The sequence below is a fragment of the Solibacillus sp. FSL H8-0523 genome (assembly GCF_038051985.1).
Lineage (GTDB): Bacteria > Bacillota > Bacilli > Bacillales_A > Planococcaceae > Solibacillus.
This window is the reverse complement of the sequence record NZ_CP150291.1, coordinates 3930586-3952863: the sequence shown is the minus strand read 5'-3', so window position 1 is coordinate 3952863 and position 22278 is coordinate 3930586. Positions and strand designations below refer to the sequence as shown.

Annotated in this window: 22 protein-coding genes and 1 riboswitch; of the genes, 12 read left to right on the top strand and 10 right to left on the bottom strand. The window is 39.4% G+C overall.

The window, feature by feature from the left end:
* Nucleotides 1–11 precede the first annotated feature (11 nt).
* On the bottom strand, nt 12–1223 hold the full coding sequence (locus NSQ62_RS19765) for an FAD-binding oxidoreductase (RefSeq protein ID WP_341321765.1): 1212 nt from the start codon (nt 1221–1223) through the stop codon (nt 12–14).
* Nucleotides 1224–1349: 126 nt separating this feature from the next.
* On the opposite strand from NSQ62_RS19765, the gene NSQ62_RS19760 reads away from it, so the two are divergent.
* The 4 genes from NSQ62_RS19760 to NSQ62_RS19745 all read left to right on the top strand — a co-directional run bounded on the left by NSQ62_RS19760 (nt 1350) and on the right by NSQ62_RS19745 (nt 3858).
* The gene (locus tag NSQ62_RS19760) at nt 1350–2009 is read left to right on the top strand and encodes a phospholipid phosphatase (RefSeq protein WP_341321764.1); all 660 of its coding nucleotides are present in this window, start codon (nt 1350–1352) and stop codon (nt 2007–2009) included.
* Between the two features lie 121 nt (nt 2010–2130).
* Nucleotides 2131–2487 carry a hypothetical protein gene (locus NSQ62_RS19755; protein ID WP_341321763.1) on the top strand — a complete coding sequence of 119 codons (357 nt, stop codon included), beginning with the start codon at nt 2131–2133 and terminating at the stop codon, nt 2485–2487.
* 164 nt (nt 2488–2651) lie between these two features.
* Complete coding sequence (locus NSQ62_RS19750) at nt 2652–3023, top strand: iron chaperone (RefSeq protein ID WP_341321762.1); 372 nt, start codon at nt 2652–2654, stop codon at nt 3021–3023.
* A 70-nt stretch (nt 3024–3093) separates the two neighbouring features.
* On the top strand, nt 3094–3858 hold the full coding sequence (locus tag NSQ62_RS19745; protein WP_341321761.1) for a glucose 1-dehydrogenase: 765 nt from the start codon (nt 3094–3096) through the stop codon (nt 3856–3858).
* A gap of 153 nt (nt 3859–4011) precedes the next feature.
* Here the strand turns inward: NSQ62_RS19745 and NSQ62_RS19740 are convergent, their stop codons facing one another.
* Genes NSQ62_RS19740 through NSQ62_RS19725 form a run of 4 tightly spaced genes read right to left on the bottom strand, consistent with a single transcriptional unit; the run spans nt 4012 to nt 7771 of the window.
* The gene (locus NSQ62_RS19740; protein ID WP_341321760.1) at nt 4012–5214 is read right to left on the bottom strand and encodes a M20 family metallopeptidase; all 1203 of its coding nucleotides are present in this window, start codon (nt 5212–5214) and stop codon (nt 4012–4014) included.
* 14 nt (nt 5215–5228) lie between these two features.
* Nucleotides 5229–6080: a MetQ/NlpA family ABC transporter substrate-binding protein gene (locus NSQ62_RS19735; protein WP_341321759.1), complete on the bottom strand. Its 852-nt coding sequence runs from the start codon at nt 6078–6080 to the stop codon at nt 5229–5231.
* A gap of 13 nt (nt 6081–6093) precedes the next feature.
* Complete coding sequence (locus NSQ62_RS19730) at nt 6094–6756, bottom strand: methionine ABC transporter permease (protein ID WP_341321758.1); 663 nt, start codon at nt 6754–6756, stop codon at nt 6094–6096.
* Complete coding sequence (locus NSQ62_RS19725; protein WP_341321757.1) at nt 6746–7771, bottom strand: ATP-binding cassette domain-containing protein; 1026 nt, start codon at nt 7769–7771, stop codon at nt 6746–6748. The genes NSQ62_RS19730 and NSQ62_RS19725 overlap by 11 nt, the downstream gene beginning before the upstream one ends.
* 100 nt (nt 7772–7871) lie before the next feature.
* A riboswitch (SAM riboswitch) is annotated at nt 7872–7971 on the bottom strand.
* Between the two features lie 173 nt (nt 7972–8144).
* Here NSQ62_RS19725 and NSQ62_RS19720 point away from each other — a divergent pair.
* Together NSQ62_RS19720 and NSQ62_RS19715 are read left to right on the top strand one after the other, a co-directional pair.
* A complete protein-coding gene (locus NSQ62_RS19720; protein ID WP_341321756.1) occupies nt 8145–9698 on the top strand; it encodes an NlpC/P60 family protein in 1554 nt (517 codons plus the stop codon).
* Between the two features lie 114 nt (nt 9699–9812).
* Nucleotides 9813–10214, top strand: coding sequence for a DUF948 domain-containing protein (locus tag NSQ62_RS19715; RefSeq protein ID WP_341321755.1), 402 nt, complete (start codon nt 9813–9815; stop codon nt 10212–10214).
* Between the two features lie 52 nt (nt 10215–10266).
* Here the strand turns inward: NSQ62_RS19715 and NSQ62_RS19710 are convergent, their stop codons facing one another.
* Both NSQ62_RS19710 and NSQ62_RS19705 read right to left on the bottom strand, forming a co-directional pair.
* On the bottom strand, nt 10267–10812 hold the full coding sequence (locus tag NSQ62_RS19710; RefSeq protein WP_341321754.1) for a glutathione peroxidase: 546 nt from the start codon (nt 10810–10812) through the stop codon (nt 10267–10269).
* A gap of 132 nt (nt 10813–10944) precedes the next feature.
* Nucleotides 10945–11085 (bottom strand): hypothetical protein, encoded by a 141-nt coding sequence (locus NSQ62_RS19705; RefSeq protein WP_341321753.1) that lies wholly within the window; start codon nt 11083–11085, stop codon nt 10945–10947.
* 348 nt (nt 11086–11433) lie between these two features.
* Between NSQ62_RS19705 and NSQ62_RS19700 the strand changes: the two genes are divergently transcribed.
* The 5 genes from NSQ62_RS19700 (at nt 11434) to ahpF (ending at nt 14817) form a co-directional block, all read left to right on the top strand.
* On the top strand, nt 11434–11556 hold the full coding sequence (locus tag NSQ62_RS19700) for a hypothetical protein (protein WP_341321752.1): 123 nt from the start codon (nt 11434–11436) through the stop codon (nt 11554–11556).
* 20 nt (nt 11557–11576) lie between these two features.
* A complete protein-coding gene (locus NSQ62_RS19695) occupies nt 11577–11699 on the top strand; it encodes a hypothetical protein (protein WP_341321751.1) in 123 nt (40 codons plus the stop codon).
* 52 nt (nt 11700–11751) lie between these two features.
* A complete protein-coding gene (locus tag NSQ62_RS19690; protein ID WP_341321750.1) occupies nt 11752–12192 on the top strand; it encodes a hypothetical protein in 441 nt (146 codons plus the stop codon).
* A 400-nt stretch (nt 12193–12592) separates the two neighbouring features.
* Nucleotides 12593–13156 carry an alkyl hydroperoxide reductase subunit C gene (gene ahpC / locus NSQ62_RS19685; RefSeq protein WP_341321749.1) on the top strand — a complete coding sequence of 188 codons (564 nt, stop codon included), beginning with the start codon at nt 12593–12595 and terminating at the stop codon, nt 13154–13156.
* A gap of 104 nt (nt 13157–13260) precedes the next feature.
* Nucleotides 13261–14817, top strand: a complete 1557-nt coding sequence (gene ahpF, locus NSQ62_RS19680; RefSeq protein WP_341321748.1) for an alkyl hydroperoxide reductase subunit F — start codon at nt 13261–13263, stop codon at nt 14815–14817.
* Between the two features lie 81 nt (nt 14818–14898).
* Here ahpF and NSQ62_RS19675 read toward each other — a convergent pair whose 3' ends face one another.
* Entirely contained in the window at nt 14899–15774 is an 876-nt protein-coding gene (locus tag NSQ62_RS19675; RefSeq protein WP_341321747.1) for a MerR family transcriptional regulator, read from the bottom strand.
* Between the two features lie 171 nt (nt 15775–15945).
* On the opposite strand from NSQ62_RS19675, the gene NSQ62_RS19670 reads away from it, so the two are divergent.
* The gene (locus tag NSQ62_RS19670; protein WP_341321746.1) at nt 15946–18144 is read left to right on the top strand and encodes an MMPL family transporter; all 2199 of its coding nucleotides are present in this window, start codon (nt 15946–15948) and stop codon (nt 18142–18144) included.
* A gap of 206 nt (nt 18145–18350) precedes the next feature.
* Here NSQ62_RS19670 and NSQ62_RS19665 read toward each other — a convergent pair whose 3' ends face one another.
* Both NSQ62_RS19665 and NSQ62_RS19660 read right to left on the bottom strand, forming a co-directional pair.
* The gene (locus NSQ62_RS19665) at nt 18351–20090 is read right to left on the bottom strand and encodes an ABC transporter ATP-binding protein (protein WP_341321745.1); all 1740 of its coding nucleotides are present in this window, start codon (nt 20088–20090) and stop codon (nt 18351–18353) included.
* Nucleotides 20090–21829: an ABC transporter transmembrane domain-containing protein gene (locus tag NSQ62_RS19660; RefSeq protein WP_341321744.1), complete on the bottom strand. Its 1740-nt coding sequence runs from the start codon at nt 21827–21829 to the stop codon at nt 20090–20092. The genes NSQ62_RS19665 and NSQ62_RS19660 overlap by 1 nt, the downstream gene beginning before the upstream one ends.
* Between the last annotated feature and the right edge of the window lie 449 nt (nt 21830–22278).

Here is a 22278-nt window from a genome sequence, read left to right as displayed (position 1 = left end):
CATCCGTTTTATCATGTTAATCCATATTTCCGGTCAAGTGTGACAAGTCGGGCATCGTCATTTTTCCGGCCCATGATTAAATCGGCTAAAATACTAGCACCAAGTAAACTATAAACCGTCCCATTCCCTCCAAAGCCTAGTAAATAATAATGATTTTTTTCATCGGGATGCTGTCCGATGAAAGGCAAGTTATCAAGTGATTCACCGAATGATGCACTGTATTTGTAAGGTGCTTGGAATGCTTCGCTTGGGAACAGCCTATGCAATTCATCGAGTAATTTCTCTGCCATTGCCTCAATTTTTTCTTGTCCTTTTGTAGGCTTCGCTTTTTTTTCATCCAGTCGGCCAATAATGACGCGGTTGTCAGAAGTTCTCCGCAAATACAAATACGGGCGTGCGGTTTCCCAAATGAGGGCTTGTTCATACCAGCCTTCAAAGCGCGGATTTTGCTCGGTCACAATGGCATAGGAACGATTAATATCTGCACCTGTCAAGCTACCATGAGGCAGTCGATTATAGCCTGTTGTGTAAACAATGCGAGAGGTATTGAAGTCCCCGTGCATCGTTTTAATCGTAATATGTGTACTTTCATCCTCAATAATATTCCCAAATGTGTTTTCAAAAATGTGAACACCTCGCGTTTTTAACTGCTCTGCTAAATAGACGACAAACTTAAAGGGGTTAATTTCTGCATCATTCATCGTGTACAAGGCAGCAGGTGCTTGAAACGGCAACCGATTTCTTACGATAATGTCGTTCCAAAATTCTACCGGGAAACCATGCTGATTGAGCATTTCAAATTCCTTCTCAAGCATTTTGACATCCCCTTTTTTACTAGCAAAGCAAATGCTTGGACGACGAATAAAATTAGCGTTGTCCGGTAAACTCAGTGAAATTGCTTCTAATTGATCAAGTGCCTCGTAGCATAGTTTATAAAATCGTACCGCATCTTGTTCGCCAATCTGCTTCGCTAATTCGTGTAGCATAATGTCATTGGAATATTGCAGTAACCCTGTATTGGCAGAAGTGCTGCCTGAGGCGATTTCGTTTCGCTCTAAAATCGCGACGTTGAGTCCTTCATCAACGAGCGCTTTTGCTGTCAGCAATCCACTCATACCAGCGCCGATGATGATTACATCATAGTGGGCTTTTATGTGTAGGTTCGTATGAGTTGGTTTTACAAGCGTCGTAGGCCAATAGAGCAGTCCGTTGTGTAAGTCCATAAAAAATCCCCCTTTGTTATGTTGGTAAACATTTCCCGTTTTTGTGAATAGTTAATCGGGTAAATTTTGATTATGAATGAAAGCGGGTAAGGGATAGAAAGAAAAAGGAAAAATGGGGGGATTAAAATGGATCCATATATTTTTGGGTTGTTTGCAATTGCCTATTTGGCGGTATTTATTTGGGGGATTGTTAAACACAAAAAGACGGCTTCGGCGGTACTATTTTTAGTCGTGCTCGCGCTCATTTATGATAACGGGATTTTAGCTCTTGGACATGTTATCGGAGAAGGCGAGTTATTGGAGACGTTAAGTGCTGCTCGCTTTTGGCTACACGGGGTTTTTACACCAACATTAATCTTATTTTCGTATTTTGTTTTGCGTGAAGCAAACATTGGTTTTGCTAAAAAAACGTGGGTAGGTGCTGCGTTTATTGTTCTGATGGTCGCAGCATGGGTTATTGAATTTATGGTAGAGCTAAAGGATTTAACACTGGGTGTGCAGGAATCCTACGGTGTCGCGAGCTATAGTTCGGTAGAGGCTATCTCAGGACCACCGCCGATGATTTTAATTGTTGTTTTAGCGTTACTCGTTACCGCTATTTTCTTAGCGTGGAAGCGTAAATGGTGGTGGATGCTTGTGGGGGTAATTATTATGACAATCGGCAGCGCGGTTACAATCGATGTTGGTAGTGACGCCATTACGAACTTATTTGAATTAATATTAATCGTGACCTTGATGCATACAGCGATTCGTTTTTCGAATGTAACGGATAGGAAGATGTGGTAGATTTTCTCCTAGCGATTGGTAAGTACTTATTAAAATCCTGCTAAAAGCATTGCAGAAATTAGAATTTCCCACGTAAACTTCGTATAATAAAGGGAATGATGTTGGGAATGGAGTAATTATAATGAATACATTTAGCTTTAGATTGTTTGGTGGCTATAAAGTGCACCTGGATAAAACAGAAATGACAATCGATTATGCAGGTGAAAAAATTTGGTTTATTCAACGAGCAAAGCCGCGTACGAAAACGATCAATTATCGTGATATTTTACGTGTGGAATATAAAGAGGCGGGCATGACATTTGGCTATGTGCGATTAATTACAAAAGAAAACGAAGAATATTTAAGTAGCACATACGTTGCACAGCACGATGAAAATGCATTTATGGTCGAAAAAGATGAGCTAACAAAACTAAACGACGTATTAGATCACTTGAAAAAAAGCAATAAAGCAATTGAATTGATTCATATGAAAGCTTAGCAATTATGCTAGGCTTTTACAGAGGAAGGGACGTTGGTTGTAACGAGTGAAGGACCAGAGCGCCCAATGTATTTAATCCGGTTTAAATAATAAGCACCCCATTTTGAAGTATATTCAAAATGGGGTTTTCACGTTATGCTAGTCATAAAAATGGAGGCGATGACATGGAAACATTTGAACAGTTTATCGAAACAATTGACAATCCGGAAGCACGTGAACGTACAGAGCGGGTACTAAACTGGGTAGCGGAACGCTTTCCACAACTCAAGAAAGAAATAAAATGGAATCAGCCAATGTTTACCGACCATGATACGTTCATCGCAGGCTTTAGTGTAGCTAAAAAGCATTTAGCATTCGCACCAGAAGAAGTGACGATGCAACATTTTGAGGATGAAATAGAACAAGCTGGGTTAAGCTATACGAAGGGGTTAATTCGTTTTCCATGGAATGCGGAAATGAACTATGAATTATTAGGTCGCCTCATTGAATTTAACATCATTGATAAAGCGAATTGTACAACATTTTGGCGTAAATAGAGGGATGTTTTGACGACATTCCAAGGGTCGTTTACAATTAAACTATCTTATAAAGGGAGGCGTTTCTAGTATGGGACGTTTAGACAATAGAGTCGCAATCATCACAGGTGCCGCAAGTGGTATCGGCAAAGCAATCGCAACAAAATATGCCGAAGAAGGTGCTAAAATTGTCATCGCCGACTTCAATGAAGAAGGATTAAATGCAACAGTAGAGGCATTTAAAGCAGACGGTAAACAAGCATTTGGTGTAAAAGTAAATGTAGCTGTAGAAGAAGATATCAATCGTATGGTAGATGAAACCGTTGCACACTTTGGCCGAGTAGATATTTTGGTAAACTGTGCTGGTGTATTAGATAACATGCAAGCGGCTCACAATGTAGATGATGCCATTTGGAACCGTGTATTTGACATTAACGTAGGTGGCGTTATGCGTGGTATGCGTAAAGTGTTACCATACTTCCAAGAGCAAAAAAGTGGTGTCATCGTTAACCTAGCATCGATTTCGGGCTTACAAGGTGGACGTGCAGGGTTAACATATACAGCTGCAAAACACGCAGTCGCTGGTATGACGAAAAACGTTGGCTCTCATTACGGCCCACAAGGTATTCGTTGTAATGCTATCGCACCAGCGCAGGTTGATACAGGCATGACGCAATCAATGGAAGGCTATGATATGTTTGGGTTAGGTCAAGCGACTCGTGGCGTGAAAGACATTATGCACCGCGTTGCACAGCCAGAAGAAATTGCAAACATCGCACTATTTTTAGCGAGCGAGGAATCATCATATATTAACGGTGTTGTTTTAGCAGCGGATGCTGGCTGGAGCGCTTACTAATAAATACTCAAAGGAGTTTCCGATTTATTTCGGAGGCTCCTTTTTGCATAAGCCACAAAAAATATCGTGGTATATGTTGTCGAAAAATGTTTCACGTGGAAAAATTTAAATTTGTAAAAAAAGCCCCTGCTCGCAAAGAGTTGGGGCTTCATTTTAGTCGTTCTTTTTAAGTGCTAATTGTTGCTGATGTGCGACTTTTGCTTCGTCAATCAGTGCAGGATTTTGTAAAAATGTATGACCTGTTTGCGCAAGTGCAATGGCACCAGTAATGAGTGCTTTATAACCTTGTTCAGAGTTTGAAGCTTCACGGAATTCGTTTGTATGACCAATTAAATCGTTCGGACCAATTTTAATATAACCGTGAGAAGTAGGAACTTCATAGCTAATGTTTCCAGCATCTGTTGAGCCTGGAGAACGATGCCCACGAGGGTGAACATCTTCACCAAGTGCGTTTAATTTTTCAGCTAAAATGCGGTCGGTTACTTCGTTCACAACAAGATCTTTTACTTCGTTTTGGAAGCGTTCAATTTTTACAGTTGCCCCTGTTGTAAGCGCGGCACCTTCTGCAATTTTACGAATTTTGTTTGATATTTCCTCTGTTTTTGGCCAAGAAGTTGCACGGATGTAGAAACGTGCTGATGCATATTCTGGCACGATGTTTGGTGCATCACCACCATGTGTAATAATGCCGTGAATTCGAACATCGGATGATACGTGCTGACGAAGTGCGTTAATTCCGTTAAATAGTTGAATGACTGCATCTAGTGCATTAATACCTTTTTCAGGTGAAGCAGAGGCATGCGCTGCTTTACCGTAGAAGTGAAAATCAAGTGGATCAACAGCAAGTGATTCGTTTGTAACACCTGTTTTACCAGATGGATGTAGCATAAAGGCTAAATCTACATCTTTTAAATAGCCATGACGTACAAAGCTACCTTTCGCACTACCATTCGGACCACCTTCTTCAGCTGGTGTACCAAGTACAACGACTTTACCACCCGTTGTATCGATTGTCTCAGCTAAAGCGATTGCTGCTGCAACACTTGTAACGCCGATAATGTTATGTCCACATGCATGGCCTAAACCAGGAAGCGCATCATATTCTGCTAAATAAGCAATAGTTGGTCCCGGTTTGCCGCTGTCTTTTTGTGCGTAGAAAGAAGTTTCATGACCAGCAACAGCCGTTTGAACGTCAAAATCCGCTTCTTGTAGTAAAGCAACAAGCTGTGCGCTTGCAAATACTTCTTCATTTCCGATTTCTGGTTTGGCGTGAATGGCCTTACTCGTCGTGATGTATTTCTCGCTCTGTTGTTGTACTGAATGAATGATTGTTTCGTTTTCAATTGTTACTGTCATGGTAATTCCTCCCTTTATTTAGATATTACTTTTAAATCTTCGAATGATTTTTCTAATTCTTCATCTGTTAAGATTGTCATAAATTGACCACCGTTTGTATCTTCTTGAATGGCTTTTTCAATTTCTTCTGTATGGTAAAGTTCAATAATTTTTTTGTACACTTCGTTGTCTTTATCTTCTGCACGTGCAGCGATAATGTTGACATATGGGTAGGCATTTTCATCTTCCGCAACTTCACGATAAATTGGGTCCTCACCTGGATTTAAACCTGCTTGACCGGCAATCCCGTTGTTAATAATTGCTGCAACTACATCTGGTAGTACGTGTGGTGTTTGCTGTGCTGTCATTGGGATAATGTCTAAGTTTAATTTGTTTGCCGTAATTTTTGTTGGATCACCGAATAATCCGAAATCATCGGCTAATTCAATGAAGCCAGCTGATTCAAGTAAGCGTAGTGCACGTGCTTGGTTAGATGGATCATCAGGAATCGCAATTTTATCGCCTTCTTTAATTTCGCCTACGTCTTTAATTTTTTCTGAGTATAAGCCAAGAGGCGCGAATACTGTAGAGCCAAGTGGAATAAGCTCGTTTCCACTTTCATTGACATAGCTTGCTAAGAATGAAATGTGCTGGAATGCGTTTAAGTCTACTTCACCTTGTGCTAATGCGTTGTTTGGTAGTGTATAATCGGCAAACTCGATTAATTCAATATCGATGCCTTCTTTTTCAAGTTTTTCTTCTAAAATTGGCCACTGTGCACCATCTGCACCGTTTACCCCGATTTTTACGACTTCTTTGTCATCACCACATGCTGCTAATGTGAAAGCTGATAATGCTGTTAGGGCTGTTAATAAGATTTTTTTCATAAGTATAGTTCTCCTATCGTCTTAAGATTTTTTTTGCTAATGTATTGCCGAGCCATTGTGCGAGTTGTACTAATGCGATTAAAATGACGACGGTGACAACCATGACAGAGCCATCAAATCGTTGATAACCATAAGTAATGGCAATATGACCTAAACCACCGCCACCAACTGTACCTGCAATCGCTGAGAAATCGATTAAACTAATTGTTACAAAGGTTAACCCTAAAATAAGTGGTCCTAATGCTTCTGGAATTAACACGGTAAAGATAATTTGCAGTGGGCTCGCACCCATTGCTTTTGCCGCTTCAATAACACCCGGGTCGATACTGATTAAGTTTGTTTCTACAATACGTGCAATGCCGAATGCTGCGGCAATTGTCATTGGGAATACGGCTGCGCTTGTACCGATTGTTGTTCCCATAACAATTCGTGTTAGCGGCGAAATTGCTACTAAGAAAATTAAAAACGGAATGGGGCGTACAATGTTGATTAAAATATTAAGTACGTTAAATGTTAACTTGCTTTCTAAAATATTATTTTCACGTGTTACGAATAAAAGTATTCCTATGGAAATACCAAGAATTGAACCAAAACCAAGCGTCAAAATAACCATATAAAGTGTTTCGCCAGTTGCTTCAATAATTCTTGGCCAAAATGTACTCCAATCAACCTTCATTTAATAGCACCTCCTCTACGTCAACTTGCTGTGAAAGCTCTTCGATGACTTTCTTTATTTGTTCGTCCTCACCCTGGAATGAAATGAGCAAGTTACCAAATAATTTTTGTTGTAGCTCTCGTACGGAACCATAAATGATGTTAAATGGTACGTGATGCTTTTGCGTAATTTCAGAGAGTAGCGGGTTATGTGTGAGCGACCCTTTAAATAATACGCGGTATAAATGCTGCCCACCAGAACGTTGCCACTCTTGTAAGATCTGTGGTGAAGGAACATCTTGGTGCACCGATTGAATAAAACGCTGCGTTGTTGTGTGCTGTGGTTGTGTAAACACTTCGTACACATCTCCTTGTTCAATCACTTGCCCTTGTTCCATGACTGCGACACGATTACAAATCGTCTGAATAACATGCATTTCATGGGTGATGAGTAAAATCGTAATGCCGAATTCTTCATTTACTCGTTTTAACAGTTTTAAAATATCAGCTGTCGTTTCTGGATCCAGTGCGGATGTTGCTTCATCGCAGATGAGAATATCTGGATTCGTTGCAAGTGCACGGGCAATTCCGACACGTTGTTTTTGCCCACCAGATAATTGTTCGGGGTAGTCTTTTGCTTTTTCAGATAGCCCCACGAACTTTAAAAGCTCTGTTGTACGTCGCTCGATTTCAGCTTTTGGTGTACCAGCCAGTTTAAGTGGATAGGCAATATTGCCAGCGACTGTTCGTGATGTCATCAAGTTGAAATTTTGAAAAATCATACCGATGCGGCGACGTAATTGGCGTAAATCTTTTGGAGCTAGCGATGCTAAATCAGTTCCTTGTATTTTGACAGTACCTGTAGAAGGCTTTTCAAGTAAGTTGACTAAGCGCAGTAGCGTACTTTTGCCAGCACCACTGAAGCCGATAATCCCAAAAATGTCACCTTGTTCAATGGTTAAGTTCACATCGCGAACCGCATGAACTTCACGATCTTTTATTTTAAATGACTTTGATATATTCGAAAATTCAATCATTTTAACGCCCACCTTTATTAGAATACAATGCGAAATTTTTCATAAAAAAAACTTTCGCATCTTAAAAATAAGATACGAAAGTTTGAAAAGTCTACTTTTGTTCTTATCTCTCAAGTCATTACTTGCAGGATTTGGCACGAGGCTAATAAGCTGTTGCCGAGACGTCTCAGGGCCTGTCCCTCAGTCTCTCTTGATAAGAAATATTTAATTGGTTGCTTGCTGTGAACCTAATATTAAATCCCAGTAAACTGATTGTCAATATATATTTTTCGAAAAAATATTTTATTCTGAATAATATTCGATTATATGAGATATGGGAGGAAATATTTGTTAGAATAATATTTTAGAGAAATGAATAGGAGTGAAAAGAATAATGACAAAGAGAATTGTTCAAATTGTAGTTATGCTTTTAGTATTTTTTAGTTTTCATACGAGTGGGCAAGCGAAGGTATTTATCGATGTGGGAGACGGTTCAAAATTAGAACAAGAGCTGGTGGTTCTTAGTGATTACGGTGGGATTACAATAACACCGAACGAAGCATTCCGAGTAAATGAAGCCTTAACACGTTATGAAATGGCTGAATTTTTAGTGCGTACATTACAGTTAGATCTAGAAGTAAGTGCAATCCCTACATATGCAGACATAGCACAAGATGATGAAAGAATGCCGGTTATTGCTGCGATTACCGAAGCTCGTATTATGTCGGGCTTTGAAGGCAATTTTAATCCCGATGCAATAGTAACACGTGTTCAAGCGGTGAAAACGTTAGAACAAGTGTATCAATTAACTGGTCAATCGAAATTAGGTTATATAGATATTAAGACAAATCACGATGCGTATGCTACGATTCAAGCATTTATTGCAAATGGAATTTTTATTCCAGCAAAAAATGAAAAATTTAACCCGAATGCACAGATAGCACGTGGAGATTTTGTTTCCTACTTAGCACGTATTTTAGAGCCGACATTACGTCTAACAGAACCTAAAGAGCCAGTGTATGAAAGCTGTGTTGTGGAGACGGATAAAAAGCGCTATGTTGTCGATGTCGCGGTAACAAATATGTGGAATAAATCAAATCAAACACGTAACATTGATTATCCATCAAAGAAAGATCCAGTAGACATGCAAAAATGGGTGTCATCTTTATCGATCATGCAAAAAAAATGGCTTGTTGGGAAAACAGATACACAGGCATTATATGGCGATGAGGTAACGCTTATAGAAAAGAAAGGAAAATGGTCTCGAATTGCAGCAAAGGATCAGTATGTGCCGTATTTAAAGGCTGGTTATCCAGGATGGGTGCCAGAATCACATGTTGCTGTTACAACGAAAAACTATGATGATTGTGCGATTGCAGTCGTAACGGCAAAGAAAACAACATTAATAAACGAAATCAATAAAGAGAAGTTCTTAGAAATTAGTTATGCAACGATTTTACCGGTAGTTAAGACAGATGACACGTACTATCATGTCGAAACGCCAAATAAAGGCATTAAATTATTAAAGAAAAGCGATGCAAAAACGTATCAAAAGTATAGTGATATACCAAAACCAACAGCTGAAACGATTATAAAAGAGGCCAAACGTTATTTAGACTTACCATACTTATGGGCAGGTACATCTTCTTGGGGCTATGATTGCTCAGGTATTTTATATGCGGTATTCCGCACACACGGCATTATGATTCCGCGTGATTCGTTCTACCAAGCAAAGGGTGGTAAGGCAGTAGCGAAAAAAGATTTACAGCCGGGCGACCTTGTATTTTTCGCTTATAATGGCGGTAAAGGGAAGGTATACCACGTAGGACTTTATCTTGGTGGGGGTAAAATGCTCCATGCACCACACTATGCGTCAAAAGTAAAAATTGAAAACATGAACCAAGGCGCATATAAAAGAAACTATTCTGGCGCACGCCGATACTTATAAAAATTAATCCGCAATCAAATTTAAATATATTTGATTGTGGATTTTCTTATTTATCACTAGTGGGAAATTGGGTATATATAATAGAATAAAGAAAACGAAGTGGGAGGCGTTGGAATGAATGGTTGGTTATTAGCATCTGTTATTATTGTCGCAATCGCGGTTGTTGTATTAATCGTCTGTATCGTTGCGGTCATTGTCCCGTTTAAAAATACAGCGACGGTCTTACTTGCGCACGCAGATGGCATTCAAAAGCAAATGAATGGTATTCAAACACAGACAACTCAGCTTGCAGCAACAGCTGATAAAATGAAGCAAGACATCGAGTATAAAAAGGAGTCAGTGCAGGGCGTTGTTCAATCGTTGAAAAATACAGGCACCGTGTTAAATGAAATCAATGATTCCACGCAGGCCCTAACGTCTAAAGTAATAAAAAAAGCAGCGGATGATCCGAAGCGTCAAGCACAGGTGGAGCAATGGACAAATACAGCAATGGGCTTTTTAAATCGTAAAGCTTAAAAAAACAGATGAAATGGACCACGAACGGGTCATTTCATCTGTTTTTATTTGTTTATAGAAGCTCTTCAATCGCCTTTTCGATATCAAGCATCGAAGTATCGGGTTCAAAGCGTTTGATGACTTTCCCTGTTGAATCTACTAAAAACTTGGTAAAGTTCCAGCGGATATTGCGACCGATTAAATAATCGGGATAGTTCTCTTGAATATGATTAAATAATAATTTTTGCTGCATGGAATGTTTTTCAAATTCAGGACAATCAACTTCATGCTTTAAATAGTTGAATAAGGAATGCGCTTTTACACCGTTTACTTCCACTTTATCGAAAATTGGATAAGACACTCCGTACTGTAATTTACATTGGGTCTTTGTCGTTTCCCCGTCTTCTGGGTTTTGGTTGCCAAATTGATCACAAGGGAACGATAAAATTTCCAAACCTTTCTGCTGGTATTTCTCATAAAGCTTTTGCATATCTTCGTATTGGTATGTAAATTGACATTGACTTGCTGTATTCATAATTAGCATTATTTTGTTGCGGTATGTTTCCATTGATAAAATTTCACCATTTGGCTTTTCAACTAAATAATTATAAATGCTCATAAAAACCCTCCTATGTGTATCTAATTTCTTAGCCATTATATAAATATAACTTGGAAAATTCCATAAATTTGATTGGTAAAGGATAAAAAGCCCATTGAAAAGCTTTCTTGTCTTTTCAAAAGGCTTTAAAAATTATTTTAATACATCCTGATAATCAGGATTTTTCTCGAATTGTGCTTTGGAAAAAGCGCAAAGCGTTGCTGAGAAAAACACATCGATTTTTTCTCCAGTGTATTTCCGGTAGCCATCATTTAATAATTGTTGTTCTGTCATTTCGATCATCTCTTAGCTAATTTTACACATAAGTACGTATACCCGTAAATGGAGTTTATGAAAAGCAAAATCGATGAAAACGCTTTTATTCTGTACTAGAACAGAAGTTGCTCGTTCGCGATTTTTTTCTCTACTTTCGATTTAGAACGAGGAAAATACCGGTGTCACAAAGTGTTCAAAGTAAGCGTTTTAATTATGAACACATTGTGAAAAGCCAGACATTTCACTTTCTTTTTATAAAAATCGGAGTAGAATAGGATTCAAGAAGTTGTTATATAACAAGTTGCAAACGTCATTGGGGAATGAACGATTTTATAATACAGTTTTATAAAAAAGGAGAAATGAAACATGTGGGTAGTAACCGTATTTAACAATCAAAATGATATTCGTATATTCGAATACACAACAAAAAAAGAAGCAACAGTAAAATTAGCAAACTATAAAAATGCCGTTTTATCATACACAAACTAATTAAAAGGGAGCGAAAAAATATGTGGGTAGTAACCGTATTCAATAATAAAAATGACATTCGTATGTTCGAATATACAACAAAAAATGAGGCTGCTAAAGTAGTAGCACAATATAAAAACGCAGTCTTATCTTTTACAAACTAATTAACAAACTACAAAGAGAGTGTCCGGAATTCATTTACCGGACACTCTCTTTTTGGTGTCTTCAAAAGATGATGAAATACGGAAATTAGCAGAGCGAAGTATAGGAGCTACACGTAAAATTAGTGATATTTTATTGGAGCTTCAAGGTGAGATTCAACTTGTGAAGGAAAGCAATGACCAGCAAACGACAACGATTGAAACAAGTAAATCTGAAATGGATGATGCTCGTCATTCAATTAACTTGTTAATTGAAGGGACCGAGCTTTCACGCCAAAAAATTGAACAGTTGGATGAACTAGTAGCACATCTGCAAATGGTAAGCACTGAAGAAAATCAAATTTTCTCGTCACTTTATTCAAGCATTCAAAGTAATGCGGCAAACAGTGAAGAGTTGTTATCCATGGTTGAAGATGTATCAGTATCGGTAAACCGACTCAATAAGTTGCTCGACAAGTTAGTTGATCATACAAGTGAGTTAGAAAAGTTATTTTAGTTTTTCTCAATTATTTACCTTTATGGATATTAAGCGAGAATGGCATACAGGGGGGGGAGAGCGGATTCGGTTACAACGAACCCGCTCTTTTGTATTTTCAAAAAAATTTTTTTATTGGTTTTAATGTTATTGGGTAAAAAAATATAGAATAATTAAATTTACCTGATTGTTTAAAATTAGAGAAAATAAACGTAGGAGAGAAAATATATTACATTTCGATGGATGTTCGCAGGACGGTGACAAACCAGATAGTTAGAGTAACAAAAAGTAACACTTCTTATTATTACCGAACAGAGGTTGACTAAAATTGGATAATGTAAGATAATTTAAATCGTAATAATAATTATTTTATAATAATTATAATGTTAATCATTTACATACATTCGAGGAGGAAATATACATGGCTTTAATCGGTAAAGAAATCGCACCATTCGCTGCAAAAGCGTTCCAAAAAGGTGAATTCATCGACGTATCTTCAGAAAATTTCAAAGGACAATGGTCTGTAGTGTGCTTCTACCCAGCAGACTTCACATTCGTTTGCCCAACTGAGTTAGGTGACTTACAAAACGAATACGCTACATTAAAATCTTTAGGCGTTGAAGTATACTCAGTTTCTACTGACACACACTTCACACACAAAGCATGGCACGACAATTCTGATGTAATTGGTACAATCGAGTACATCATGATTGGTGACCCATCACACACAATCTCTAAAGCGTTTGACGTATTAAACGAAGAAGACGGTTTAGCAGAACGTGGTACATTCATCATCGATCCAGATGGTATTGTACAAGCAGTAGAAATCAATGCTGGTGGTATCGGCCGTGACGCTTCAATTTTAGTTAACAAAATTAAAGCAGCTCAATACGTACGTAACAATCCAGGTGAAGTTTGCCCAGCGAAATGGCAAGAAGGCGGCGAAACGTTAACACCAAGCTTAGACTTAGTAGGTAAAATCTAAGAACAAGCAATCGTTGTTTAAATAGAACTTTCATGGCGGCAAAAACCAACCTTAACGGATTGATTTTTGTCGCTATATTTTTAGTTATAATTAGGAGGGATTTTATGTTAGATAATCAAATTAAAGCGCAATTACAGCAGTATTTAACGATGCTTGAAGGGGACTTACTGATTAAAGTGAGTGTCGCTGACGATAAAACGTCTCAGGACATGTTAAACCTAGTAGAAGAATTAGAAAAAATGTCACCACGCATTACCGTACAGCACGCCTTATTAGAACGCACACCAAGCTTTAGCATTAACAAAGTAGGTGCAGAAGAATCAGGTATCTTATTTGCAGGGTTACCGCTTGGTCATGAATTTACATCACTTGTTTTAGCATTATTACAAGTTTCGGGACGTGCACCAAAAGTGGATGCAGCTGTAGTGAAACGTATTCAAGCAATTAAACAGCCGATGAAATTCGAAACATATGTGAGCTTAACATGCCACAACTGCCCGGACGTGGTACAAGCGTTAAATATTATGGCAGTGTTAAACCCGAATATTTCAAACACAATGGTTGAAGGTGGCGCGTTCCAAGACGAAATTAAAGCACGTGACATCATGGCGGTTCCAACGGTGTTCTTAAACGGAGAAAACTTCGGTGGCGGTCGCATGGAATTAGAAGACATTTTAACAAAGCTTGGTGAAGTATCAGACGGTTCGGAGTTTGATAACGTGGATCCCTTCGACGTACTTGTTGTCGGTGGTGGTCCTGCGGGTGCAGCGGCTGCAATCTACTCAGCACGTAAAGGAATTCGCACAGGAATCGTAGCAGAGCGCTTCGGTGGCCAGGTGAATGATACCTTATCAATCGAAAATATTATCGGCACAAAGGCTACAGAAGGCCCAGCATTCGTATCAAGCCTTGAAGCACACGTGTTAGAATATGACATCGATGTGATGAAATCTCAGCGTGCAGCGAAAATCGAGAAAAAAGATTTCGTTGAAGTAACACTTGAAAACGGGGCGGTATTACAAGGGAAAACCGTTATTCTTTCAACAGGTGCACGCTACCGTCAATTAGGTGTACCGGGTGAAGAGCAGTTTAAAAACAAGGGTGTTGCGTATTGCCCACACTGTGACGGCCCGATTTTTAAAGGTAAAAACGTAGCAGTAATTGGTGGCGGTAACTCAGGCGTGGAAGCAGCAATCGATCTAGCAGGTATCGTGAATCACGTGACGCTTATTCAACGTAGCGCAGAGTTAAAGGCCGATCAAGTATTACAAGAGCGCGTACGTTCTTTAAAAAATGTAACGGTACTTACAAATGCACTTACACAAGAAATTACGGGTACAGATAAAGTAAACGGTTTAACGTATGTGGACGCTATTTCTGGGGAAGAGAAGCATATCACGTTAGAAGGTGTGTTCATCCAAATCGGATTATTACCTAACACTGAATTCCTTCAAGGTGCGGTTAACATGAATGAGCGCGGCGAAATTATTGTAGATAAGCATGGTGCTACAAATGTGCCTGGCGTATTTGCTGCAGGGGATTGCACAGATGCAGCGTACAAACAAATCGTTATTTCAATGGGTTCAGGTGCAACAGCAGCACTTGGCGCATTTGATTATATGATTCGTAACGTTACAGAAAAACCATTAGTAGAAGCATAAAAAAAGTCCGCGGTATGAATATTCATATCGCGGATTTTTTAGTAGGTAAGAAAGTATAAAGTTTTAGCCTTATACCAGTGTCTAGGCATTCGCGCCAGCTGCAAAAATATCATCAATCTTACGTGATAATTTTAATGCTTGTAGCCCAAACTGTTCGTAATATTTTTCAGAGCCCGCACCACCAATGTAAAACATAATGTCTTGGTGAACTTGTGCTAGCTTATCGAGCATGTGAACGGCTTGAGCATGCTCAGTAAATGCAATGTCTGTTGTGCCCGTTAATAAGACGATTTTAGGTTTTTTTAAGGCGATTGTCGATTGAATGGCAGTTGGTGCTGGTGAAGGACCTAGCATCAATGTTTGATAGCCACGCAGCATGCACTGAATAAGCAAAATTTGCATCGGAATTTCATGTCGTTCTCCAGGTAGACAGCTTCCTAATACAAGTGGAGCGTTGGCTTGTACGAAGTAATGGCGACGAATATGCGCTAAAAAATCACGTACCGTTTGGCTACTGATGGCTTCTTGATATTCACCCCAGGCATGCTCACACCATAATTGACCGACTTCACGTAAAAAGGGAACAATGATTTGTTCGAGCAATTTTTCAACGCCAAATTTATGGTGTGCATGCTCAAGCAAATGCAGCAATTGCTGTTCATCGCCAACTGTGCCAGCACGAATCATTGCTTGGCGAATAGAAGTTGTATGGTCCTGTTCATGATGTGCTTGTTCTTTTGTATAACGTTCAATCGCTTGGCTTACCGTTAATCCGCTATTTGTCAGTTCAGACACAGCGGTTAACGTTTGTAACTCGGTATCTGTATAAATACGGTAGCCATTTGCTAAACGTTTTGGCTGAATAATTTGATAGCGGTCTTCCCACTTACGGATAAGTTGTTTGGAAAGTCCCGTCAAATCCGCTATTTGTTGGATGGAGTAAGTTTTTCCAGTCAAAGTTACACCTCCTTTAAAAAAATTATAATTATTTCTATTGAATCCGAAAAGAAAACACTTGTCAAATGTTTTCGTTTCCGTGTACAATGTTTGTATAACCTTAAAAATGGGTATTATTCATCGTAGGTAATTGTTATAAACGAATTGAACATAAAAGAAGGGGTTGAACAGATGTCGAAACATCCATTAGAAAAATGGGGAAGCATCATGGGTGGGAAAAATACGCGTTGGGTCGTTGTTGCTTTATGGCTTATTTTTGCTGTCGCGCTAGCATTCATTTTCCCGCAAATTAACAGTGTAGAAAACTACGCTGGAGAAGAGATTCCAGAAACTTATACATCTGTAAAGGCGGGCCAAATTATTGAAGAGCAATTTGCTTCAGATAGTGGCATACCGCTACTGATTACATGGTATAAGGAATCAGGTTTAACGGAACAAGATTTAACGAATATCCAAGCATTATATAAAGACTTAGCTGAAAATCCATTACAAGGACAGGAAATCATACCGCCATTCCACGAAATGCCGGTCCAGGCGTTAATGGGCTCTCTATCTGAAAATGGCGCGGCGATTGTCACACCGGTCTTTTTCTCAGCAGATGAAACAACAGAAGTATTTAAAGAAAATTTAAATTTATTAACAGAAAAAACACAGGCACAATTCGGTGAAAATCCATATGAAACAAATTTAGAAGAGGATGGCTTACACGCCCGTTTTTCAGGACCTGTAGGGATTTCGGTTGATGCGACAGATCTGTTTAAAGCAGCTGACGTTCAATTAATGGTTGCGACAGTTGTTATTATTTTAGTTATTTTACTTGTCATTTACCGTTCGCCAATCTTAGCGGTTATTCCTTTAGTAGTTGTGGGGATTGCCTTCTTAGTCGTAAGCCCATTACTTGGTGCGATGGCTGAAAATGGCTGGATTGATAAGGATGCGCAGGCAGTAGCGATTATGATTGTACTGCTATTCGGTGCAGGGACAGATTATTGTTTATTCTTAATTACACGTTACCGTGATATTTTATTAACGGAAGAAAATAAATTTACCGCACTAGCAGTAGCTGTTCGTGAATCAACGGGTGCGATTGTCATGAGTGGTTTAACGGTTGTTATTGGTCTAGCAACATTAGGTTTAGCGGACTACGGGGCGTTCCAACGTTTTGCTGTTCCGTTTAGCTTCGGGGTACTTGTAACAGGCTTTGCCGTGATTACATTATTACCAGCTGTTCTAGGTATTTTAGGGCGAGGCGCGTTTTGGCCGTTCATCCCTCGTACAGTTGATGGTGACAAGGCTTATGCACTAAAGAAAAACAAGCCAGTCAAGCCACGTAAGCAAAATCACCGTTATATGCGTATGGTTGGGGAATTTGTTACGTCAAAACCTTGGTTAGTTATTGGTGTGACGGGTGTGATTTTAATTGGTTTAGCATTAAATGCACCAAACATTAAATATAATTATGATTTAATTTCTTCATTCCCAGAAGATATGCAATCGCGTGAAGGCTTCACCATTATTGAAGAAAACTTCACAGCAGGTGAATTAGCACCAGTTCAATTACTTGTCGATACACAAGGAAAAGAGCTAGACATTAGTGAGCAATTAGCAGCACTGCCGTATGTTGGCTTAGTAAAAGATGTACGTACAGGTGAAACGAATGAAGCGATGCAGCTCTACGAAATTGATTTAAATAAAGATCCGTATTCAAATGCTGCAATGGATGATGTTGAGCAAATGAAGACAGACGTGAAAACGATTTTAGCTGACAGCAACTTAACGAATGGTGAGTTCTGGATTGGCGGCGAAACAAGCTCACAATTAGACAAAAAGGTTGTACAGCTTGGTGACGAAAAGTTAATCCAACCCGTCATGATTATTATTATTTTCGTGGTATTATTAGTGTATTTACGTGCGGTTATTACGTCGATTCAACTAATGATCACTGTTGTTATTTCGTTCTTCTCCGCATTAGGCGCAGGTTGGTTAATTATCCACTACGGTCTAGGGCATGAGGCGATGTCTAGTGCGATTCCGCTTTATAGTTTTGTATTTATTATCGCCTTAGGGAATGACTATAACATTTTCATGATCTCAGATATTTGGAAAAACCGTAAACGTGGTGTGCCACATAAAGAGGCCATTAGTAATGGTATCGCATCAACAGGTGCCGTAATTACGTCAGCCGGCTTAATTTTAGCAGGTACATTCCTAGTATTAGCCTCATTACCGATTCAGTTATTAGTACAATTCGGTATTGTTACAGCAGTAGGGGTATTGCTCGACACATTTGTTGTACGTCCACTGCTCGTACCAGCACTGATTACGGTGTTTGGTAAATGGTCGTATTGGCCAAATAAAAAGATCCAATAAAATAAGCGTATGGCGTCTTCAAGCTGAAGATTCCATACGCTTTTGTTCATTATTGTGGATAATTTTGCATAAAAGTTTCTACGTCTAGGCTAAAGCGCCAGCCCCTCGGACGTTTCGAACCCTCCTGCAAAAGTGGTAGAACGTTTACTTTTGCGTCGGGCTCTCCAAAGTCTGTCGGGGCTGAACGGGCTCTTTAGCGCTTTTGTTCATAATGAAGAGAGTGCGCCTGATTGAAGTCGGTACATTAATTCGTACTTTCCGCCAAGGGCGACAAGCTCATCGTGGTTACCTGCTTCGACAATTTCACCACGGTCTAATACTAAAATTTTATCGGCATTTTTAATTGTTGAGAGACGGTGTGCGATGATGAAGGTAGTACGCCCCTTCTTTAACACGTCCATCGCATGCTGAATAATTTCCTCTGTTTCAGAGTCAATATTCGACGTTGCTTCATCTAAAATTAAAATGGCTGGGTCAAATGCGAGTGCGCGGGCAAATGAAATGAGCTGACGCTGACCAGATGAAAGGGTGCTACCTTTTTCGATTACTGGCTCATCAATGCCTTTTTCAAATTTCGATAACACGCGCTCCCCACCAACTGCCTCTAACGCTTTTTCTACCGTTTCACGCGTGATGCGCTTATCGTTTAAGCTCACGTTTGATGCGATCGTTCCGGTAAATAGATACGGGTCTTGTAATACGATACCCATATGCTCACGAATCGCTTGGCGCGGTAATTTTGTAATGTCTTGCCCATCAATAATAATGCTACCCTTTTGTGGGTCATAAAAGCGGAACAGTAAGTTCATAATCGAGCTTTTCCCTGAGCCCGTATGACCAACGAGGGCAATGGTTTCGCCTTGTTTTGCTTCAAAGTTAATATTCTTTAGTACGTATTCATCGTTTTTATAAGCGAATGAGACGTTGTCAAATACAACATTCCCTTTATAGCGTGGGATGCGCTCAAGGCTCACATCTTCACCTTCTTGATCGAGTAACTCAAATACACGAGAACCGGCAACAAGTGAACGCTCTAGTTGAGAGAATTGGTTGACCATGTTTGTGATTGGGTTGAATAAGCGTGTGATGTAATCAACAAACGCATACAGTGTACCTGCTGAAACAGCTTCTGGTAGTGTCATTGACTGCGTACCGAAATACCATACGAATATGGCAAACATAAGTAAACGTAAAATGTTTACTAAGTTATGACTTGTCGCAGAATCAAGGAATAATAATTTACGATTGTACTCGTAATGCTCATCATTCATTTCATCAAATTCAATTTTCATTTGTTCTTCACGACGGAACGCTTGAATGATGGTCATCCCGTTAATGGATTCATTAATCATTGCGTTAATGTCGGCGATTTTTGTACGAATAACATGGTTGTACTGCGATGCATATTTGCGATACAGTACCATCCATATATAGACGATTGGAATTAGAGCAAGCGCAACTAACGCCATCTGCCAGTTCAATATAAATAACGCGATATATACCCCTGCAATGGTAATGAAGCTGTTGGCAAATTGAGAAAGAACGGTTACGTAAAGGTTACGAATCGCCTCGGTATCGTTTGTAACACGGGCTACGACTTTTCCAGCCGGTAAATTATCGAAGTATTCAATGGGTAGCTTTTGAATATGCCCGAATACGTCTTTACGTAGCTGTTGAATGACATGGTTTGCGCCGCGCTGTAAGAAAATGTTCATTGCATAGCGGAACACAGCCGTTAAGATTGACAGTAGGAAGAAAATTGATAATAAAATTGCAATCGGCTCAACTTCAATACTACCTGGAGTCATGTAATGGTCGATAATATACTTCGCTATAAATGGTCCTGCGATATCTGTCGAAACACCAAGTGTTAATAGGAATAATCCGATTAAAATCGGTTTTTTAAATTTTATTGCGTATAAATAAAGTCTTTTTGACGTACTCATTATTCTACCTCCTCAAGCTGCTGGCGGTCGTATTGTTCCTTGTACCAACCACCTAATTGAAGAAGCTCTTCATGTGTACCGCGTTCTACAATCAAGCCATCGTCTAGCACAATAATTTCATCGGCATGTTGAATCCCTGATAAGCGGTGAGTCGAAATAATCGTCGTTTTTCCAGCGCGCTCTGTTTGAATGTTTTCGATAATTTTTGATTCCGTTTTCGCATCTACCGCGGATAACGAATCGTCTAAAATTAATACTTCTGGGTCTTTAATTAATGCACGTGCAATCGATACACGTTGCTTTTGTCCGCCTGATAGGGAAACCCCTTTTTCACCTACAAGTGTTTCTACTCCGAGAGGTAAGTTCGTTAAGTCTTTTTCGAAATCTGCTAAACGAATCGCCTCATCAATTTCAGACTTCGTCGCATCTTCTTTCCCGAACAGGATGTTTTCGCGAATTGTACGTGAGAACAGGACATGGTCTTGTGGTACATAGCCAATCCAGTCGAGAATTTGCTCTTTGTTCATCTGTGCTAAATCGGTATCATTAATAACGATGTGTCCGTCACCAAGTGGATATTCACGTAGTAGCTGGCGAATGAATGTTGTCTTACCGGCACCGGTTTTTCCGACAATCCCAAGCGTTTGCCCTTTTTGTAAATTCAGCGAGATTTGCTGTAGGTTTTTTGCTTGTGATAACGGATATTGGAATGTGAACTCCGAGAATCCGATTGAATTAGGTGTCGTATAAGCAGTAGAATGTTCAGGGTTTTTTACATCTGCCTCGTATTCAAGCGTATCCTGTACACGGTCTAAAGAAGCACTACCTTGCTGCATCACATTAATCAACTCACCAATGGCAAACATTGGCCAAATTGCTAATCCTAAATACACGTTAAACGAGACAAGTTGACCTACTGTTAACTCGCCGTTTGATACAAGTACCGCACCGTAACCAAGCGCAATGACATAACAAATTCCTGTTCCGATTTTTGTGATTGGCATGAACATTCCGTTAATGTAAGCAACGCGCATGTTTTTTGCGAAAATATTTTCGCTCATGTCGCTAAAGCGCTCTTCGTCCTTTGCCTCTTGTACGTAGGCACGAATGACACGTGTACCCGCAACAGATTCTAGGACGTTATCGTTCATTTCACCGAAGGCCGATTGCGCGGTCATGTAGCGCTCGTGCACGATTTTCCCTAAATATTGAATGATGATTGCCATCACGGGAATTGGCAACATCGCAAAGAATGTTAGCTTCCATGAGATAAAGAAGCCCATCGCTAAAATAATGAGCGCCATAAATACGGTTGAATCGATTAACGTCATAATCCCAAAGCCCGCTGTTAACGTTACGGCATTTAAGTCGTTTGTTGCTTTGGCCATTAAGTCACCTGTACGATTTTTTTCATAAAACGTTGGCGTCATATTTAAAAATTGGTGCATTAGCTTTTTGCGTAAAATACGGTCTAAGGCAATCGAGCCGCCAAAGAGCTGATATTGCCAAACAAAGTTAAGCACGTAGCTTCCGACTGCTGCTAGTAGGATGAAGCCTACATATTTGAATAGCTGTGTGCTGTCCATATTGCCATTCGTCATTAAATCGATGGCCTCACCTAAAATCCAAGGTGGTAATACTTCGATGAAGCTAGCTAGGATTAGCAATGTAATCGCTAGCGTATATTGTTTGCGGTACTCTTTTAAAAACCATTTCAGTTTGATAAATACATTGAACATTTACTGTGTACCTTCTTTCTTTGTTGTTTCGCTAGGGTAGCTACCCATCATCATAGAGATCCTGTCTTAATAGTTTTCGCTGCATGAAAGTCGTCATACAAAGCCCTCCTTAAGTTTTTTTACACTAAATGGGCATCGTTTTTTGTTTAAATAAACAAAAAGACACCTATCCGATTTTTCGAAAAGGTGTCAAAACGAAAAAGGGCACAGGTACGTCCATACCTGTGCCTTTTATTTACGTACGCATGCACAATTAAAACAAAGGGTAAGGGTAGGCTCATATGATGTTGTATGGTTTGTGTGTAATTTTACAATCGGGATCATCATGGTCATAGCCTCCTTTTCCTGTTTTAGAATATTTAGTGTTCCTTAATATTAGATTAGTGAATAAATGTTGTCAATATATTTAGAAAACATTTTATTTTCTATCATTAAGTTAGCTAGGAAAA

What these genes read in the sequence shown, in the direction of transcription:
- ahpC (WP_341321749.1), top strand. Translation starts at nt 12,593, where the DNA reads ATGGCTTTAATCGGTAAAGAAATCGCACCATTCGCTGCAAAAGCGTTC.
- NSQ62_RS19715 (WP_341321755.1), top strand. Translation starts at nt 9,813, where the DNA reads ATGAATGGTTGGTTATTAGCATCTGTTATTATTGTCGCAATCGCGGTT.
- NSQ62_RS19740 (WP_341321760.1), bottom strand. Translation starts at nt 5,214, where the DNA reads ATGACAGTAACAATTGAAAACGAAACAATCATTCATTCAGTACAACAA.
- NSQ62_RS19660 (WP_341321744.1), bottom strand. Translation starts at nt 21,829, where the DNA reads ATGTTCAATGTATTTATCAAACTGAAATGGTTTTTAAAAGAGTACCGC.
- NSQ62_RS19765 (WP_341321765.1), bottom strand. Translation starts at nt 1,223, where the DNA reads ATGGACTTACACAACGGACTGCTCTATTGGCCTACGACGCTTGTAAAA.
- NSQ62_RS19750 (WP_341321762.1), top strand. Translation starts at nt 2,652, where the DNA reads ATGGAAACATTTGAACAGTTTATCGAAACAATTGACAATCCGGAAGCA.
- NSQ62_RS19745 (WP_341321761.1), top strand. Translation starts at nt 3,094, where the DNA reads ATGGGACGTTTAGACAATAGAGTCGCAATCATCACAGGTGCCGCAAGT.
- NSQ62_RS19720 (WP_341321756.1), top strand. Translation starts at nt 8,145, where the DNA reads ATGACAAAGAGAATTGTTCAAATTGTAGTTATGCTTTTAGTATTTTTT.
- NSQ62_RS19755 (WP_341321763.1), top strand. Translation starts at nt 2,131, where the DNA reads ATGAATACATTTAGCTTTAGATTGTTTGGTGGCTATAAAGTGCACCTG.
- NSQ62_RS19710 (WP_341321754.1), bottom strand. Translation starts at nt 10,812, where the DNA reads ATGAGCATTTATAATTATTTAGTTGAAAAGCCAAATGGTGAAATTTTA.
- NSQ62_RS19725 (WP_341321757.1), bottom strand. Translation starts at nt 7,771, where the DNA reads ATGATTGAATTTTCGAATATATCAAAGTCATTTAAAATAAAAGATCGT.
- NSQ62_RS19735 (WP_341321759.1), bottom strand. Translation starts at nt 6,080, where the DNA reads ATGAAAAAAATCTTATTAACAGCCCTAACAGCATTATCAGCTTTCACA.
- NSQ62_RS19705 (WP_341321753.1), bottom strand. Translation starts at nt 11,085, where the DNA reads ATGACAGAACAACAATTATTAAATGATGGCTACCGGAAATACACTGGA.
- NSQ62_RS19730 (WP_341321758.1), bottom strand. Translation starts at nt 6,756, where the DNA reads ATGAAGGTTGATTGGAGTACATTTTGGCCAAGAATTATTGAAGCAACT.
- NSQ62_RS19695 (WP_341321751.1), top strand. Translation starts at nt 11,577, where the DNA reads ATGTGGGTAGTAACCGTATTCAATAATAAAAATGACATTCGTATGTTC.
- NSQ62_RS19670 (WP_341321746.1), top strand. Translation starts at nt 15,946, where the DNA reads ATGTCGAAACATCCATTAGAAAAATGGGGAAGCATCATGGGTGGGAAA.
- NSQ62_RS19760 (WP_341321764.1), top strand. Translation starts at nt 1,350, where the DNA reads ATGGATCCATATATTTTTGGGTTGTTTGCAATTGCCTATTTGGCGGTA.
- NSQ62_RS19700 (WP_341321752.1), top strand. Translation starts at nt 11,434, where the DNA reads ATGTGGGTAGTAACCGTATTTAACAATCAAAATGATATTCGTATATTC.
- NSQ62_RS19665 (WP_341321745.1), bottom strand. Translation starts at nt 20,090, where the DNA reads ATGAGTACGTCAAAAAGACTTTATTTATACGCAATAAAATTTAAAAAA.
- ahpF (WP_341321748.1), top strand. Translation starts at nt 13,261, where the DNA reads ATGTTAGATAATCAAATTAAAGCGCAATTACAGCAGTATTTAACGATG.